Origin of the sequence: Malikia spinosa (genome assembly GCF_002980625.1) — a bacterium.
Classification (GTDB): Bacteria; Pseudomonadota; Gammaproteobacteria; order Burkholderiales; family Burkholderiaceae_C; genus Malikia; species Malikia spinosa.
This window is the reverse complement of sequence record NZ_PVLR01000007.1, coordinates 64,284-80,230: the sequence shown is the minus strand read 5'-3', so window position 1 is coordinate 80,230 and position 15,947 is coordinate 64,284. Positions and strand designations below refer to the sequence as shown.

At 69.3% G+C, this 15,947-nt stretch carries 17 protein-coding genes; 14 read left to right on the top strand and 3 right to left on the bottom strand.

The features are described 5' to 3' along the window. Positions 1 to 30 precede the first annotated feature (30 nt). The 3 genes from C6P61_RS02590 to ilvA all read left to right on the top strand — a co-directional run bounded on the left by C6P61_RS02590 (position 31) and on the right by ilvA (position 4,148). Positions 31 to 459 carry a putative pterin-binding protein gene (locus tag C6P61_RS02590; RefSeq protein ID WP_170067310.1) on the top strand — a complete coding sequence of 143 codons (429 nt, stop codon included), beginning with the start codon at positions 31 to 33 and terminating at the stop codon, positions 457 to 459. Then, a complete protein-coding gene (locus tag C6P61_RS02585; RefSeq protein ID WP_105728366.1) occupies positions 456 to 2,483 on the top strand; it encodes a putative bifunctional diguanylate cyclase/phosphodiesterase in 2,028 nt (675 codons plus the stop codon). The genes C6P61_RS02590 and C6P61_RS02585 overlap by 4 nt, the downstream gene beginning before the upstream one ends. A 99-nt stretch (positions 2,484 to 2,582) precedes the next feature. Beyond that, entirely contained in the window at positions 2,583 to 4,148 is a 1,566-nt protein-coding gene (gene ilvA / locus C6P61_RS02580) for a threonine ammonia-lyase, biosynthetic (protein ID WP_105728483.1), read from the top strand. A gap of 17 nt (positions 4,149 to 4,165) precedes the next feature. Here ilvA and C6P61_RS02575 read toward each other — a convergent pair whose 3' ends face one another. Further along, positions 4,166 to 4,627, bottom strand: coding sequence for a type II secretion system protein N (locus tag C6P61_RS02575; protein WP_146114954.1), 462 nt, complete (start codon positions 4,625 to 4,627; stop codon positions 4,166 to 4,168). A gap of 107 nt (positions 4,628 to 4,734) precedes the next feature. Between C6P61_RS02575 and gspG the strand changes: the two genes are divergently transcribed. The 11 genes from gspG (at position 4,735) to C6P61_RS02520 (ending at position 15,006) form a co-directional block, all read left to right on the top strand. Continuing rightward, complete coding sequence (gspG, locus tag C6P61_RS02570) at positions 4,735 to 5,193, top strand: type II secretion system major pseudopilin GspG (protein ID WP_105728365.1); 459 nt, start codon at positions 4,735 to 4,737, stop codon at positions 5,191 to 5,193. A gap of 6 nt (positions 5,194 to 5,199) precedes the next feature. Further along, entirely contained in the window at positions 5,200 to 5,655 is a 456-nt protein-coding gene (locus C6P61_RS02565) for a GspH/FimT family pseudopilin (RefSeq protein ID WP_105728364.1), read from the top strand. A 5-nt stretch (positions 5,656 to 5,660) separates the two neighbouring features. Next, positions 5,661 to 6,044, top strand: coding sequence for a type II secretion system minor pseudopilin GspI (gene gspI, locus C6P61_RS02560; protein ID WP_105728363.1), 384 nt, complete (start codon positions 5,661 to 5,663; stop codon positions 6,042 to 6,044). Positions 6,045 to 6,070: 26 nt separating this feature from the next. After that, entirely contained in the window at positions 6,071 to 6,733 is a 663-nt protein-coding gene (locus C6P61_RS02555) for a prepilin-type N-terminal cleavage/methylation domain-containing protein (protein ID WP_244908741.1), read from the top strand. A gap of 8 nt (positions 6,734 to 6,741) precedes the next feature. Beyond that, positions 6,742 to 7,704, top strand: coding sequence for a type II secretion system minor pseudopilin GspK (gene gspK / locus C6P61_RS02550; protein ID WP_244908740.1), 963 nt, complete (start codon positions 6,742 to 6,744; stop codon positions 7,702 to 7,704). 57 nt (positions 7,705 to 7,761) lie between these two features. Then, positions 7,762 to 9,015 carry a type II secretion system protein GspL gene (gene gspL / locus C6P61_RS02545; RefSeq protein WP_105728361.1) on the top strand — a complete coding sequence of 418 codons (1,254 nt, stop codon included), beginning with the start codon at positions 7,762 to 7,764 and terminating at the stop codon, positions 9,013 to 9,015. Next, positions 9,012 to 9,527 carry a type II secretion system protein GspM gene (gene gspM / locus C6P61_RS02540; protein WP_170067309.1) on the top strand — a complete coding sequence of 172 codons (516 nt, stop codon included), beginning with the start codon at positions 9,012 to 9,014 and terminating at the stop codon, positions 9,525 to 9,527. Before gspL ends, gspM begins: the two co-directional genes overlap by 4 nt. Then, the gene (gene gspN, locus C6P61_RS02535) at positions 9,524 to 10,339 is read left to right on the top strand and encodes a type II secretion system protein N (RefSeq protein WP_105728359.1); all 816 of its coding nucleotides are present in this window, start codon (positions 9,524 to 9,526) and stop codon (positions 10,337 to 10,339) included. The genes gspM and gspN overlap by 4 nt, the downstream gene beginning before the upstream one ends. Positions 10,340 to 10,343: 4 nt before the next feature. Beyond that, a complete protein-coding gene (gene gspD / locus C6P61_RS02530) occupies positions 10,344 to 12,485 on the top strand; it encodes a type II secretion system secretin GspD (RefSeq protein WP_105728480.1) in 2,142 nt (713 codons plus the stop codon). Between the two features lie 13 nt (positions 12,486 to 12,498). After that, positions 12,499 to 13,914, top strand: a complete 1,416-nt coding sequence (locus C6P61_RS02525; protein WP_105728358.1) for a GspE/PulE family protein — start codon at positions 12,499 to 12,501, stop codon at positions 13,912 to 13,914. Positions 13,915 to 14,040: 126 nt separating this feature from the next. After that, the gene (locus tag C6P61_RS02520; protein ID WP_105728357.1) at positions 14,041 to 15,006 is read left to right on the top strand and encodes a tripartite tricarboxylate transporter substrate binding protein BugE; all 966 of its coding nucleotides are present in this window, start codon (positions 14,041 to 14,043) and stop codon (positions 15,004 to 15,006) included. Positions 15,007 to 15,104: 98 nt separating this feature from the next. Here the strand turns inward: C6P61_RS02520 and C6P61_RS02515 are convergent, their stop codons facing one another. Together C6P61_RS02515 and C6P61_RS02510 are read right to left on the bottom strand one after the other, a co-directional pair. Next, positions 15,105 to 15,422: a protease inhibitor I42 family protein gene (locus C6P61_RS02515; protein ID WP_105728356.1), complete on the bottom strand. Its 318-nt coding sequence runs from the start codon at positions 15,420 to 15,422 to the stop codon at positions 15,105 to 15,107. Positions 15,423 to 15,519: 97 nt separating this feature from the next. Next, complete coding sequence (locus C6P61_RS02510) at positions 15,520 to 15,876, bottom strand: hypothetical protein (RefSeq protein ID WP_105728355.1); 357 nt, start codon at positions 15,874 to 15,876, stop codon at positions 15,520 to 15,522. Between the last annotated feature and the right edge of the window lie 71 nt (positions 15,877 to 15,947).

Sequence of the window (15,947 nt, the reverse complement as noted above, 5' to 3'; positions counted from 1 at the left end):
ACAACAGGCGGAACTACCAGAACCGCCAGCGTGGCTGCGGCGCATTTCACGCTGCAAATCGATGGCGCCATCCGCACACCCGATGGCGCTCGGCTCATCCAGCTCGATAGCGCCGCGATCAGGGCGCGGCCCCAGCAGACCGTGACGACCCACACGCCCTGGCACGATGGCACCATGACCTTCAGCGGGCCCAGACTGTGGGACTTGCTCGAACCGCTCAAGCCGACAGGCAAGTCGCTGCACATCACGGCACTCAACGACTACTCGGTCGACATCCCCCTGTCCGACCTGCAGCGCTACCAGCCCGTGCTGGCCTGGCAGCTCAACGGCAAGGCGCTCAGCGTGCGTGACAAGGGGCCGCTGTTTCTGATCTACCCCTTCGACGCCCATCCCGAACTGCACAACCAGCTTTATTACGGACGCTCGATCTGGCAGATCAAGAGGATCACGATCGAATGAGATCGCCAGCCGCTGGTCGCTCGCGCGCGCTGCTGACGATCGTGCTGGCAATGACGCTGCTGGTCGGCGGAGTGGGCTGGCTCCAGTTGCAGCAATGGCAGGCTGTCGAGCGCTCGCTGGCCATCAACCGATCCGACATATCCTGGAACTATCACCAGTTCGAGCTGGAATACCTGAAGCTGCTCAACCAGCTCAAGAACACCCTGCGCGAGGGTCGGCGCAACGACGACATGGCCGAGCTCGCGCTGCGCTACCAGATCCTCGCCAGCCGCTTCGAACTGCTGCAGCAGGGCGACGCGGGCGAACAGCTCAGGAAGCAGACCGAATTGGCGCCGGTCGTCGCCAGTCTGGGGCGCATCCTGGCAGCGCTGGACCCCTACCTGGGCGATGACCCCCTGCCCTTCGATGCCAACAAACTGGCACGGATGGAACCGCTGCTGGCGGGGCAGCTCGGCAAGGTCAGGCAGCTGGTGCTGGGCAGCTCGGTCGCACAGAACCACCGAACCACCGAGCACCTGCATGTCATCCGCGAGCAGCTCAGGACCACCACGGCCTCCTCGTCCATGCTGGCCCTGCTGGTGCTGGGCTTCGCCTTCATGACCCTGCGCCAGCTCCGGCTCGCGCATCAACGCAACGACGAGCTCGGCACCCTGCACGCCGAGATGAGCCACCGCGCCACGCACGATGCCATGACCGGCCTGAGCAACCGCGATGAATTCAAACGCCGGCTGGGTCTGAGACTGGTCTCGCTGCGGCCGCAACAGGCCGAGGACGGCGTGCTGTTCATCGACCTCGACCGCTTCAAGATGGTCAACGACGCCTGCGGCCACCATGCCGGTGACCAACTGCTGCGCGAGGTGGGCCAGCTGCTCAGCCAGAGCCTGAACCCGGACGATACCCTGGCCCGCCTGGGTGGCGACGAGTTCGGCGTGATCCTGCACGAGCACTCGCAGCAGCAGGCGCTGCGCGTTGCCGAACAGCTCTGCGCGCGGCTCGACGGCTATCGCTTCGTGTTTTCCGGGCAACGCTTTCGCATCGGTGCCAGCGTCGGCCTAGTCATGCTCAACGGGCGCTGGACCAGTGCGGGCGCCGTGCTGCAAGCGGCGGACTCGGCACGCTATGTGGCCAAGGCCATGGGCAGCAACCGGGTTCATCTGTACCGAGAGAGCGACTGCGACATCGAGGCCTACCGCGACCAGATGCACTGGATGCAGAGGCTGGACAGCGCGCTCGATCAGGACCAGCTGCGCCTCTACTGGCAGCGCATCGTGCCGCTGCGCGAAGACCAGCTGGCACGCGGCATCAAGGGCGAGGTGCTGTTGCGGCTGCAGGAGGGCGAGCAACTGATCGGGCCGCAGAAACTGCTGCAGGCGGCCGAGCGCTTCGGCATGAGCAGCCGCGTCGACTGCTGGGTGATCGGCGCCACGCTGGACTGGCTGGAGCAGCACCGCAGCGCCCTCGATCATGTGGCGGAACTGGCGATCAACCTGTCCGGGCAGTCGGTCGGCGACAAGGCCTTCCACCGCTTCCTGATCAACGAGCTCGAACGGCGCCACCTGCCTGCGGGCAAGCTGGTGTTCGAGATCACCGAGACCGCCGCGATCGCTGACATCGATGCCTCGCGGACCCTGATCAAGACCCTGCAGGGACTGGGCGTCAAGGTGGCGCTGGACGACTTTGGCAGCGGCATGTCGTCGTTCGGCTACCTCAAGAACCTGCCGGTGGACTACCTCAAGATCGACAGCCAGTTCATACGCGAGCTCGCGCATGACGCCTACGACCAGGTCGCCGTGCAGGCGATCTGCAATGTGGCCAAGGTCACGGGCAAGCTCACGATCGCCGAGGGCATCGAGGACGCCACGGTCGAGGCGCTGCTGCGCGACTATGCGGTCGATTTCGGCCAGGGCTACCACTGGCACCAGCCCGAACCGCTGGCTGCCCTGCTGCAGGCAGACGTCGCCGCCGAGCCGGCCCGCCCTCGACTCGGGCACCAGGAGCCGGGATCTGGACGAATCCGTCCCTGACGAGGTCGGATTTATGATGGAGGGCTGGCGCTGCCTGCCGCCCGACCTTGCGTCGCCCTTGCCAGATCCGCCTGCCCAGCCCGCTTAATGCCCCGCACCATGCCCCAGACAACCCCTGCCCTGACCCCCGCCGACTACCTCAAGAAGATCCTGACCGCGCGCGTCTATGACGTCGCGGTCGAGACCGCGCTCGAGCCGGCCCGCAACCTGAGCCGACGCCTGCGCAACCAGATCCTGCTCAAGCGCGAGGACCAGCAGCCGGTGTTCAGCTTCAAGCTGCGCGGCGCCTACAACAAGATGGCGCACCTGACGCGCGAGCAGCTGGCCAAGGGCGTGATCTGCGCCTCGGCCGGCAACCATGCCCAGGGCGTCGCCCTGAGCGGGCGCAAGCTCGGCACCCGGGCCGTGATCGTGATGCCGACCACCACGCCCCAGCTCAAGATCGATGCGGTCAAGGCGCTCGGCGGCGAAGTGGTGCTGGCCGGCGAGAGCTATTCCGACGCCTACGACCATTCGGTCAAGCTGCAGCAGGAGCAGGGCCTGACCTTCGTCCACCCCTTCGACGACCCGTACGTGATCGCCGGCCAGGGCACGATCGCGATGGAGATCCTGCGCCAGCTGCAGGGCCTGGGCTCGGACCGGCTCGACGCGGTCTTCGTCGCGATCGGCGGCGGCGGTCTGATCGCGGGCGTTGCCAACTACATCAAGGCGCTGCGGCCCGAGATCAAGGTGATCGGCGTGCAGATGAACGACTCCTGCGCGATGATGCAGTCGGTCGCGGCCGGGCATCGCGTCACCTTGCCCGAGGTCGGGCTGTTCTCGGACGGCACCGCGGTCAAGCTGGTCGGCGAGGAAACCTTCCGGATCGCGCAGCAGCTGGTCGACGGCTATGTCACGGTCGACACCGACGAGGTCTGTGCCGCGATCAAGGATGTCTTCGTCGACACCCGCTCGATCGTCGAGCCGGCCGGCGCGCTGGCCGTGGCCGCGATCAAGAAATATGTCGCCGAGCACCAGACCGAGGGCGAGACCTACGCCGCCATCCTGTGCGGCGCCAACATGAACTTCGACCGTCTGCGCTTCGTCGCCGAGCGGGCCGAGGTCGGCGAGGAGCGCGAGGCGCTGTTTGCCGTCACCATCCCCGAGGAGCGCGGCAGCTTCCGCCGCTTCCTCGAGACGATCGAGCATCTGCCAGGCGGCCCGCGCAGCGTAACCGAATTCAACTACCGCATCAGCGACGCCAAGGTCGCGCATGTGTTCCTGGGGCTGACCACTTCGGCCAAGGGCGAGAGCGCCGAGATCGCGGCCAGCTTCGGCCAGCAGGGCTTCTCGACCCTGGACCTGACCCATGACGACCTGGCGCAGGAGCATATCCGCCACATGGTCGGCGGCCATTCGCCGCTGGCGCAGGACGAGCGGCTGCTGCGCTTCACCTTCCCCGAGCGCCCGGGTGCGCTGCTCAAGTTCCTGAGCCTGATGCGGCCGAACTGGAACATCAGCCTGTTCCACTACCGCAACCAGGGCGCCGACTACGGCCGCATCCTGGTCGGGCTGCAGGTGCCGCAGGCCGACGGCCAGGCCTTCGAGGATTTCATCGCCCAGCTCGGCTACCCGCATGTCGAGGAAACACAGAACCCGATCTACCGCCTGTTCCTGCAGGACTGAGCCCGAACTGGCGGATATCAGCGCTTGGCCGGCAGGCTCAGGCGCTGCGTGGCTTCGCCCTCGGCCGGGCCCAGCAGCGCCTCGCGTGGCGTGAGCTCGCGCAGCACCAGGCCGCCGGGCAACTCGGCACCGATCCGGTAGGGCTTGGCCGGCTTGCCGTCGCTGGCGATCAGCGCCGCGCCGCGGCCAGCGCCGTCGCGCACCACCCCGAGCAGCACATGGCGGCTGGCCTCGATCGGCTCGCCCTCGGCCTGGGACGCGACGACGCTGACGGCACCGAGGCCGTGCGCGACCGCCTGCGGGTCGGCGGCGACCGACTCGGCCGCCGGCGCCGGCACGCTGACCAGCTCGGCATCGCCCCAGATGCGCAAGCCCCAGTAACTGGCCGACAGGCCCGCCAGCAGCCAGAGGCCGGCAGCCAGCCAGCGCGGTGCCGCCGAGGCGGGTATGGCGGGATGCAGGGAACGGAGCGATGTCATGTTGTGCTGAACTCTGGTGTCATGATGGGCCCTTATCATAGGGCCCGGTCATTGCTTTCATTTGACGGGTCGGTCCGCGCCATGCGCGCCCCCCACGGAGATATCCCTTGCCCAGTCCTATCAATTCCTCATTACGCCGTCACCCGGCTCCTGGCGCGCGCTCGCGCGGCTTCACCCTGATCGAGCTGATGGTGGTGCTGGTCATCATCGGCGTGCTGGCCGCGCTGATCGTGCCCAACGTGCTCGACCGCGCCGACGACTCGCGCGTGACGGCGGCCAAGACCGACGTCAACAACCTGATGCAGGCGCTCAAGCTCTACAAGCTCGACAACCAGCGCTTCCCGAGCAGCGAGCAGGGCCTGCAGGCGCTGGTGGCCAAGCCCGGCGCGGCACCGGTGCCGGGCAACTGGCGGCCCTACCTCGACAAGCTGCCGGCCGACCCCTGGGGCAATGCCTACCAGTACCTAAGCCCAGGCCTGCATGGTCAGGTCGACGTGCTGTCGCTGGGTGCCGATGGCCAGGCTGGCGGCGAAGGCCGCGATGCCGACATCGGCAGCTGGCAGTAAAGCGCGATGCCCAGGCGCCAGCGTGGCTTCACGCTGCTCGAGTTGCTGGTGGTGCTGGCCATCATCGGCCTGGCCACGGCAGGCGTGACCCTGTCGCTGCCCGAGGCCAAGCCGCTCGAGCGCGACGCCCAGCGCCTGGCCGCGCTGCTCGAATCGGCGCGCTCTCATGCGCGCGCCAGCGCCGCAGCGCTGGAGTGGCGCCCGACCGCGCGCGGCTTCGAGTTCACCGGTGCCAACCGGCCCGCCAGCGGCGAAGAGGCACTGGCCGCGCGTGACTGGCTGGCCCCAGGGGTGCAGGCCCGGATCGAACGGCCCGTAGGGGCCGCGACGCTGCGGCTCGGGCCCGAGCCGCTGATTCCGGCCCAAACCCTGCTGCTGAGCCTGGACGGACGCAGCCTGCGCCTGGTCAGCGACGGCTTCCTGCCCTTCAGCGTGCAGGCCGCCGACCCCGGATCGCCCTGACCGCGATGCGCAACACCCTCAAGCACCAGCGCGGCTTCACGCTGGTTGAAATCCTGGTGGCGCTGGCGATCGTGGCGGTCGCGCTCAGCGCCGGCCTGCAGGCCACCGGCGCGCTGACCCGAGCCGCCGAGCGCCAGCCCCAGCAATGGCTGGCCCAGCTCTGCGTCGAGAACGAGCTGACCCGGCTGCGCCTGCTGCGCCAGCTGCCGCCGGTCGGCGAGTCGAGCTCGAGCTGCGAGCAGGCCGGCCAGACCCTGACCATCAGGCTGCGCGTCAACCCGACGCCGAATCCCAGCTTTCGGCGCGTCGAGGCCGCGATCGACAACCCCGATCCGGCTGCTGGCGGCGCACGCCTGCTGCAGCTGAGCACGATCATGGGGCGCTACTGATGCGGACCGGGACCCGACCTGGGCCGATGCGCGGCCTGACCCTGATCGAACTGCTGGTCGCACTGGCGCTGCTGTCGTTGCTGGCGCTGCTGAGCTGGCGCACGCTCGACGGCATGACGCGCGCGCAGTCGATCACGCAAGAGCAGCTCAACCGCTGGAGCAACTGGCAGACCGCGCTGGCGCAATGGGATGCCGACCTCGATGCCGCGCTCGCGACCGAGCAGGTGCCGGCGCTGGACTTCGACGGCCGCGTGTTGCGCCTCACGCGCAGCGACCCGGACCGGGGCCCGGACAGCGGGCTGCGCGTGGTCGGCTGGAGCTTGCAGACCGATCCGGAATCGGGCGCGCTGCGCTGGGCGCGCTGGACCTCGGCGCCGCTGCGCCGCACCAGCGAACTCGAACAGGCTTGGCAGCAAGCCGCGCAATGGGGCCGCAACCCGAGCGCGCAGGACCGCTTGCAGCAGGTGCTGCTGACGCCGGTCACGGCCTGGCAGCTGTTCTATCACCGCGGCGGCGCCTGGAGCAACCCGCAATCGGCCGAGGGTTCGGCCGATCTGGCGCAGACTCCGGCCACCCAGGTGCTGCCCGACGGCGTGCGCCTGCTGCTGACCCTGCCGGCGGGCGGCAATCCCGGCGGCCAGCTGGTGCGCGACTGGGTCCGCCCCAGCCTCGGGGGGGAAGGTCAGTGAAATCGAACTTGCGCACCCGCCAACGCGGCGCCGCGCTGCTGCTGGCCATGCTGACCGTGGCCCTGGTGGCCTCGATCAGCGCAGCCGCCTACTGGCAGCAGTGGCGCAGCCTGCAGCTCGAGCAGACGGCGCGCGAGCGCGCGCAATCGCTCTGGCTGCTGACCGGTGCCCTCGACTGGTCGCGGCTGATCCTGCGCGAGGACGCGCGCGCCAGCAGCGTGGACCATCTGGCCGAACCCTGGGCCATCCCGCTACAGGAGACCCGGCTCTCGAGCTTCCTGACCGGGGCCGAAAGCGCCCAGATCGACGAGGGCGCGCTCGATGCCCGGCTCTCGGGCGGCATCAGCGACGCACAGGGCAAGCTCAATTTCCGCAACCTGATCGAGATCACGGGCGAGCAGGTCGGGCTCGCGGCGGTCGAACGCCAGTCCTTCATGCGACTGTTCGCCGCGCTGGGCCTGCCCTCGACCGAACTGCAACAGCTGATGCAAGGCCTGCTGGCCGCCTACGACACCGATCCGGCGACGGCCGCGCAGCGGCTGCTGCGACCGCAGCGCCTCGAGCAACTGGTCTGGTTCGGCCTGTCGCGCCAGACGCTCGAGCGGCTGGCGCCCTACGCCAGCTGGCTGCCCGAGCCGACCCCGCTCAACCTCAACACGGCCAGCGCGCTGGCCCTGCATGCCAGCCTGGCCGGACTCGACCTGGGCCAGGCCCAGGCGCTGGTCGCCCAGCGCGAACGCCAGCATTTCGCCACCATCGCCGAACTCGGCGAACGGCTGCCGGAAGTCGCGGCCCAGCTCAAGCCCCAGCGCCATGCCGTCTCGAGCCGTTATTTCCGCGTGCGCGGGCTGCTGCAGATCGACGGCGCGACGCTGGAGCAGGACGCCCTGGTGTTGCGCAACGGCATCCAGGTCCGGGTGCTCTGGCGCGCCCATGGCGGCCTGCAGCGTCAAATACCGGTTCTAGAATGATCCGCTGCTGGCCTTGCGCTGTGACCCCCTCCCTCCATCCCCTCCCCGGAATCCGATGTGCTGCTGCTGACCCCTGTTGAAAACGCCTCGACCGGCTCCGAGCCCGGGACAGCCTGGCGCTGGGCCCAATCACCCGATGGACTGAAGCTGACCCGCCAGGGCCTGTCACCGCTCGCCGAGCTGCCGCAGGAGGCGGAATGCGTGCTCGTGATCCCGCCGGACCAGCTGTCCTGGCACCGCGTCACCTGGCCCAAGATCGCACCGGCGCGCCTGCGCTCCGCGCTCGAAGGCCTGCTCGAGGAACATCTGCTCGACGACCCCGCGCTGCTGCATTTCGCGCTCGAGCCCGGCCTCAAGCCCGGATCGGCCGCCAGCGGCTGGGTCGCCGTCTGCCACAAGGCCAGGCTGCATGCGCAGCTGCAGGCGCTCGAACAGGCCGGACGTCCGGTCGGACGCATCCTGCCCGCCGCCTGCCCGCAGCCCCAGGAGCAGCTCTGGCTCCAGGGCGAGGGCGACCGTTCCTGGGGCATCGCGACCGGGCCGGACGGCGTGCTGGTGCTGCCGCTGGCTGACCAGTCGCAGACCGAGCCGAACCGGGCCGAGCCCGCCATCCCGGCGACCCTCAGGCTGTGGCTGGCGCCGCGCGCGCCGGCTGACGAAGCCAGCCGCCCGGCAGCCAGCGCCGACGCCGCCCACCTCGCGCTGGCCGAACAGGCCTGGCCCGAACTCCAGTGGAGCGTGGCGACCGCGCCCGAACGCTGGCTGCAATCGCTGCGCCAGGGCTGGAACCTGGCCCAGTTCGACCTGAAGCTGTCGGCCAGCCAGCGCCGGGGCCAGTGGCTGCCGCGGGCCTGGCGCACGCTGGCGCGCGACCCGGCCTGGCGCCCGGTGCGCTGGAGCCTGGGCGCGCTGCTGGGCCTGCAGCTGCTCGGGCTCAACCTGCTGGCCTGGCAGGAGCAAGCCGCCGAGCGGGCGCAGAAAGCCGAATTGCAGACCCTGCTGACGCAGACCTTTCCGCAGGTCAAGCTGGTGCTGGACGCGCCACGCCAGATGCAAGCCGAGCTCGAGCGCCTGCGCCAGCAGCAGGGCGAACTCGGCGGCGGCGACTTCGAGAGCTTGCTCGCCGCCCTGGGCGCCAGCGGCCAGCCGGTCAGCTGGCAGAAGATCGAATTCGGCTCCGGCCAGGCCAAGCTGATCGGCGTCAGGCTGGACGCTGCTGCCGAGCAGTCGCTGCAAGGCGCGCTGCAGGCGCGCGGCTGGCGCGTCGAGCCCAACGGCAACGACTGGCGCCTGGAATGGGAGAGAAAATGAGCACGAGCTTGAACACCCGCTGGCAGGCCTGGCTGGCGACGCGCGCACCGCGCGAACGGCTGGTCCTGCAAGCGGCAGCCTGGTTGCTGCTGGCGGCGCTGATCTGGAGCCTGGCGATCGCACCGGCCTGGCGCGTCCTGCAAGCAGCACCCGCCAAGCAGGCCGCGCTGCTGCCACAGCTGCACCAGATGCGCGCAATGGCGACCGAAGCCAAGACCCTGCAGCAGTCCGAGAGCGCCCGGCCACCGGGTTGGTCCGAGCGGCTGCGCACGCTCGAGTCGACGACCCAGCGCCTGCTGAAGGACCAGGCCCAGCTCAGCCCCGCGGGCGAGCAGGTCACGGTCACGCTGCGTGACGCCACGCCGACCGCGCTGGCGCAATGGCTGCAGGAAACCCGCGTCAACGCCCACCTGCGCCCGACCCGGGTCCAGCTCGAGCGCAGCGGCGCGGCCGGCGCATGGCGCTGGCAGGGCACGCTGGTGCTGGGCGACCCGAACGGGGCCGGCACATGAAGCGATTCCATCCGGGCGCCAAGGCCAGGACCCGACGCGGCAGCGGCCTGTTCCTGTTCGCGGCAGCACTCGGCCTGACGGCGGGCGCGATCGCCTTCGCGCCGGCGCGCGCGCTGGCGCTGCTGGTGCGCGAAGTCAGCAACGATCAGGTCCGGCTGCTCAACGCGCGCGGCACGGTCTGGCAAGGCCGGGCCGAATGGGTGCTGACGGGCGGTGCGGGCAGCCGCTCGTCCGCCGCCCTGCCCCAGGGCATGGGCTGGCAACTGGCGCCGGCCTGGGCCGGCGGGCCGGCACTCAAGCTCAAGCTGTCGGCGCCCTGCTGCGCGCCGCAGGGCATGGACCTGCTGCTGGCCTGGCGCGCGGGTTCGGCCCGGCTGGAACTGGGCCGCCAGCAAAGCCTCTGGCCGGCGAGCTGGCTCACAGGCCTGGGCGCGCCCTGGAACACGATCCAGTTGCAGGGCAGCCTGCAATTGCAGACCGAGGGCAGCGGCATCGAATGGGCCCAGGGCAGAGCGCGCCTGACCGGCCCGTTCGAGCTGCAGGCGCTCGACATGGGGTCGAGCCTGTCCACCCTCAAGCCATTGGGCAGCTACCGGATGCGTTTCGAGCCCGATGCCGGCGGCAGCCCGCAGCTGCAGCTAGACACCCTGCGCGGCGAGCTCAAGCTCAGCGGCGAAGGACGCTGGACTGGCGGCCGACTGCGTTTTCGCGGTCAGGCCGAAGCCGCCACGGGCAGCGAGCGCGCGCTGTCCAACCTCTTGAACATACTGGGGCGGCGCGATGGCGCGCGCGCCCATATCAGCCTGGGATGAAGTCATGAAGAACCCGTTTAACACCGCCACCCGCGGCATCCTGGCCCAGGCCATCGCACTGAGCCTGGCCGTCAGCGCCCTGCCAGTCGCCTGGAGCCAGACCGGCAGCCCGACGCTGCGCCCCGGCGAGCCGATCACGCTCAACTTCGCCAACGCCGAGATCGAATCGGTGGCGCGCACCATGGCCACGCTGACCGGCCGCAACCTGGTGGTCGACCCGCGCGTCAAGGGCCAGATGAACCTGTCGACCGACCGGCCGGTCAGCCCGGCAGCGGCCTTCGAGCAGTTCACCGCCGCCTTGCGGCTGCAGGGCTTTGCGCTGGTCGAGTCCCAGGGCCTGTACAAGATCATGCCCGAGGCCGAAGCCAAGCTGCAGGCGCCCACGGTAGTGACGGCCAACGGCACGGCCGCTGGCGGCCAGATCGTGACCCAGATCTTCCGCCTCAACCACGAGAACGCCAACAACCTGGTCACGGTGCTGCGCCCGCTGATCAGCCCGAACAACACCATCAACGTCACGCCCGGCAGCAATGCACTCGTGATCACCGACTACGCCGACAACCTGCGCCGGATCGGTCGCATCGTGGCCGCGCTCGATACCGCGACCGCCAGCGATGTCGAGGTGATCCCGCTCAAGCACGCGCTGGCCAACGACCTGGCACCGCTGATGCAAAAGCTGCTCGAGGGCGGCGCTGCCAGCCCGGGTGCTGCCGGCCAGGGCGCCGACAGCAGCTTCAAGACCGTGATCCTGCCCGAGCCGCGCAGCAATACGCTGGTGCTGCGCGCGGCCAATCCGGCCCGGGTCGCGCTGGTGCGGGCGCTGGTCGACAAGCTCGATCGCCCGAATGCGGCCGGCAGCCAGGGCAACATCCATGTGGTCTACCTGAAGAACGCCGACGCGAGCCAGCTCGCGATCACGCTGCGCGCGGCGCTGGCCGCTGACAGCGCCACGCCTGGCAGCGCGGGCGCGACGGCTGGCGCCACCGGCAATGCCGGCGCGGTGCGGCAGGCCAGCGCGAACGCCGGCGCAACAGGCGCCAGCGCCCCGCTGTCCGGACCGGCCCAGCCCTCGGTCGGCGGCCAGATCCAGGCCGACCCGGCCACCAATGCCCTGATCATCAGCGCCCCCGAACCGCAATACCGCCAGCTGCGCAGCGTGATCGACCAGCTCGACACGCGCCGGGCCCAGGTCTATGTCGAAAGCCTGATCGCCGAGGTCAACGCTGACAAGGCGGCCGAATTCGGCGTCCAGTGGCAGGGCGTGCTGGGCAAGAACGGCTCGCTCGGCCTGATCGGCAACAACTCGAGCACCGCAGGCGCCAACATCCTGGGCCTGACCGCCGGCCTGGCGGCCGGCGGCACCGCGCTCGGCACCGCCGTCAACTCGCTCGGCGGCGGCCTCAACCTGGCGCTGGCGCCGAGCTTCAACGGCCAGCATTACCTCGGCGCGCTGGCCAACTTCCTGCAAAGCACCGGTGACGGCAACGTGCTGTCGACGCCGAACCTGCTGACGCTGGACAACGAGGAAGCCAAGATCGTGATCGGCCAAAACGTGCCGTTCGTGACCGGCCAGTACACCAACAACAACAGCGCCAACGGCTCGGTCAACCCGTTCCAGACCATCGAGCGCAAGGACGTCGGCCTGACCCTGCGCGTGCGACCCCAGGTCAGCGAGAACGGCACCGTCAAGATGACGGTGTTCCAGGAGGTCAGCAGCATCTCCGACACCTCGACCGCCGGCCTGATCACGAACAAGCGCTCGATCGAATCGAGCGTGCTGGTCGAGGACGGCAGCATCGTCGTGCTCGGCGGCCTGCTGCAGGACGACTACTCGGGCAAGCAGGACAAGGTGCCCGGACTCGGCGACCTGCCGATGTTCGGCAACCTGTTCAAGAGCGAGCAGCGCCAGCGCAAGAAGACCAACCTGATGGTCTTCCTGCGTCCGGTCGTGCTGCGCGACGGACGCCAGACCGAGTCGCTGACCATGGACCGCTATGAGCTGATGCGCGGCAACCAGATCCAGCAGCAGCCCCAGGCCAACAGCGTGCTCGGCATCAACCAGTCGGCGCAGCTGGCACCGCTCGACCTGAGCCAGCCAAGGCTGCCGCTCGGGACCACCGCGCCGAACGCCCCGGCCGCGCAATGAACAAGGCCCGCGCATGAGCACGACCTACCCCCTGCCCTACGCCTGGGCGCGCGAACACCGGCTGCTGCTGCAGCAAGACAGCGACGGCAGCACGCTGTGGGCGCCGCCGCCCAGCGCCGACAACCGGCTGGCGCTGGCCAGCGCCCTGGGCGAGGTGCTGCGCCGCCACGGCCCGAGCCGGCTGCAGACCGAGGACGAGGCCGCACTGGTGCAGCGCATCAGCGCCGCCTACGCCAACCGGGGCGACGCCAGCGCTGCCGATGTGGTCAGCGAAGTCGAGAGCGACGCCGACCTCAGCCGCATGATGCAGGACCTGCCCGCGATCGAGGACCTGCTCGAGACCGCCGGCGACGCGCCGATCATCCGCATGCTCAACGCGCTGCTGACCCAGGCCGCACGCGACGGCGCCAGCGACATCCACATCGAGCCCTACGAGCGCCATTCGAGCGTGCGCTTCCGCGTCGACGGCACGCTGCGCGAGGTGGTGCAGCCGAACCGCGCGCTGCACGCGGCGCTGATCAGCCGCCTCAAGATCATGGCCGAGCTCGACATCGCCGAGAAGCGGCTGCCGCAGGACGGCCGCATCAGCCTGCGCCTGGGCACGCGCGCGATCGATGTCCGGGTCTCGACCCTGCCGAGCGCGCATGGCGAGCGCGCCGTGCTGCGCCTGCTCGACAAGTCCGAGTCCAAGCTCAACCTGGAAGCGGTCGGCATGCAGGGCCAGACCCTGGAGCGCCTCGAACACCTGATCGGCCAGCCGCACGGCATCATCCTGGTCACGGGCCCGACCGGCTCGGGCAAGACCACCACGCTCTACGCGGCGCTGCAGCGGCTCGATGCGTCCCAGCTCAACATCATGACGGTCGAGGACCCGATCGAGTACGAGCTGCCCGGCGTCGGCCAGACCCAGGTCAACGCCAAGATCGACCTGAGCTTCGCCAAGGCGCTGCGCGCCATCCTGCGCCAGGACCCGGACGTGATCATGATCGGCGAGATCCGCGACTTCGAGACCGCGCAGATCGCGATCCAGGCCTCGCTGACCGGCCACCTGGTGCTGGCCACGCTGCACACCAACGACGCGGCCAGCGCGGTCACGCGACTGACCGACATGGGGGTCGAGCCCTTCCTGCTCGCCTCCTCGCTGCTCGGGGTGCTGGCCCAGCGCCTGGTGCGCAAGCGCTGCATCCATTGCCAGGGCGAGGGCTGCGTACATTGCGGCCAGACCGGCTACCAGGGCCGCACCGGCATCTACGAACTGCTGGTCGCCGACGACGCGATCCGAGCCCTGATCCACCGCCAGGCCGCCGAGAGCGAGATCCGCGCCCACGCGCTGGCCGGCGGCATGGTGCTGATGCGCGACGACGGCGAGCGCCTGGTGCAGACCGGCGTCACCAGCCGCGAGGAGCTGCTGCGGGTGACCAGGGATTGACCCAGGTCAAGACCCGGTGCATGCTGGGTCCGGCCCGGGTGGCTCCGGGTCGGGTATGCTTTTTGCGTTAGCCCGGTCTGAGAGAATCCTGCCGGCCTTCCCCCATCAGTCAATTGAGGTATTGAGATGAAACGTCGTCAAGTATTGACCCTGGCCTGCGCCCTGGGCGCCTGCTCGCTGGCGCTGGCCCAGAGCTACCCGAGCAAGGTCATCAAGCTGCAGGTGCCGTTTGCGCCCGGCGGCACCACCGACGTGGTCGCGCGCATCATCGCCGAGCCGCTCGGCAAGGCGCTGGGCCAGAACGTGATCGTCGAGAACAAGGCCGGCGGCGGCGGCAGCATCGGCGCGGCCGAGACCGCCCGCGCGACTCCGGACGGCTACAGCCTGGGCGTGGCGACGGTCTCGAGCATGGCCGCCAACCCGGCGATCAACTCCAAGATCCCGTATCACCCGGTCAACGACTTCACGCCCATCGTCAACATCGCCGCCACGCCCAATGTGCTGGCGGTGCACCCAAGCTTCCCGGCCAGGAACTACAAGGAGTTCATCGCCGCCGTCAAGAAGGCGCCGGGCAAGTACTCGCATGCCTCGTCGGGCACCGGCACCATCCTGCACCTGCAGATGGAGCTGTTCAAGGACCAGACCCAGACCTTCATCACCCATATTCCCTACCGCGGCTCGGGCCCGGCGCTCAACGACGCGGTGGCGGGCCAGGTCGAGATGATCTTCGACAACCTGCCCTCGGCGCTGCCCTTCATCCAAGCCGGCAAGCTGATTCCGATCGCGGTCGCGGCGCCCAAGCGCCTCGAGCAGCTGCCCAATGTGCCAACCTTCAAGGAAGTCGGTCTGGAACCGGTCAACCGCATGGCCTTCTTCGGCATCATCGGCCCCAAGGGACTGCCGAAGGAGGTGGTCGACAAGGTCAATGCCGGCGTGCGCAAGTCGCTCGAGGACCCGGCAGTGCGCAAGCGCATCGAGGGCACCGGCTCGCTGATCGTCGCCAACACACCCGAACAGTTCGCCGAGCAGATCAAGGCCGAGTTCGAGATCTACAAGCAGCTGGTCAACAGCCGCAAGCTCAAGCTCGACTGAGCGGGCCCGAGGCCGGCCGACCGGCAGCCAATCCGACAGCTGACGGGCGACCCACGGCGGTTGAGAGCGGTTGAGGATGGCTGGTGGGCAGGGTCAGCTCATCCAGCCGCCTGGATCTCGAACTGCGCCTGATCCCGCACGCCGGGCTCCCAGCTGCGCTGATAGGCGAACGAAAGCTGGCTCACCCCGACGGCGAGCGACTCGAAACGAAAGCGTTCAGCACCGCCGCCGCCCACTGCCGCGTTCATGGCTGCGCCGGCCAGGCTGAAATCGCGCCCGAGCAGCTTGAGCGCGGCCGGATCGAAAGCGGGCTGCCACTGGTAGCCCGTGGTCGGATTGGCCGCCAGCTCGACCACGAACTGGTCGCCCGCCTTGACACTGATGCTGGGGTGCTCCCGGGTATATGTCTTGGCCATGCCTGCGACCTTGCTGCAACGATGAAGATATCGAAAAAAGACCGCCGCGCGGCGGGACCGGCGCCGATGATAGCGCCGGCCCCGCGCGCGACCCGGCTCAGTACGACAGCGTGAGCTTGAGGCCCGGCCGGTTCTTGAGCAACGCGAGCAGCTCGTCAAGGCCGGGCTCGACTGCCTCGCCGCCCTCAGACTCTGCCTCGGCCAGCACCTCGTCGAGTTCCTGCTGCGCCGCTTGCTCGTCCTCGAGCGCGACCTCGGCCAGCTCCTGATCGGCCTCGCTGGCAGCGGACGCCTCGGCGCCGGCCTCGGTCAGCGCCACGAACAGCTCAACGGCCGACTGACCACCAGCCTCGGGCAGGCCGAAGTCCGGCTCGAACGCATCGCCGGCCGCATCCGACCCGAACTGCTGCTGGGCCGCCTGTTGCGGCCCGCATTTACATCCACATCCACTCATATTGTCCTCCTGGTGTTACGGTGTGGGGCGGACCATGCCGCCCCTGGCCCATGCCTCGAAGACACGAAGCC

Excerpts from the sequence above, each read along its gene's own strand:
- C6P61_RS02585 (WP_105728366.1), top strand. The coding sequence starts at position 456 with ATGAGATCGCCAGCCGCTGGTCGCTCGCGCGCGCTGCTGACGATCGTG.
- ilvA (WP_105728483.1), top strand. The coding sequence starts at position 2,583 with ATGCCCCAGACAACCCCTGCCCTGACCCCCGCCGACTACCTCAAGAAG.
- C6P61_RS02575 (WP_146114954.1), bottom strand. The coding sequence starts at position 4,627 with ATGACATCGCTCCGTTCCCTGCATCCCGCCATACCCGCCTCGGCGGCA.
- C6P61_RS02565 (WP_105728364.1), top strand. The coding sequence starts at position 5,200 with ATGCCCAGGCGCCAGCGTGGCTTCACGCTGCTCGAGTTGCTGGTGGTG.
- gspI (WP_105728363.1), top strand. The coding sequence starts at position 5,661 with ATGCGCAACACCCTCAAGCACCAGCGCGGCTTCACGCTGGTTGAAATC.
- C6P61_RS02555 (WP_244908741.1), top strand. The coding sequence starts at position 6,071 with ATGCGCGGCCTGACCCTGATCGAACTGCTGGTCGCACTGGCGCTGCTG.
- gspM (WP_170067309.1), top strand. The coding sequence starts at position 9,012 with ATGAGCACGAGCTTGAACACCCGCTGGCAGGCCTGGCTGGCGACGCGC.
- gspN (WP_105728359.1), top strand. The coding sequence starts at position 9,524 with ATGAAGCGATTCCATCCGGGCGCCAAGGCCAGGACCCGACGCGGCAGC.
- gspD (WP_105728480.1), top strand. The coding sequence starts at position 10,344 with ATGAAGAACCCGTTTAACACCGCCACCCGCGGCATCCTGGCCCAGGCC.
- C6P61_RS02525 (WP_105728358.1), top strand. The coding sequence starts at position 12,499 with ATGAGCACGACCTACCCCCTGCCCTACGCCTGGGCGCGCGAACACCGG.
- C6P61_RS02520 (WP_105728357.1), top strand. The coding sequence starts at position 14,041 with ATGAAACGTCGTCAAGTATTGACCCTGGCCTGCGCCCTGGGCGCCTGC.
- C6P61_RS02515 (WP_105728356.1), bottom strand. The coding sequence starts at position 15,422 with ATGGCCAAGACATATACCCGGGAGCACCCCAGCATCAGTGTCAAGGCG.
- C6P61_RS02510 (WP_105728355.1), bottom strand. The coding sequence starts at position 15,876 with ATGAGTGGATGTGGATGTAAATGCGGGCCGCAACAGGCGGCCCAGCAG.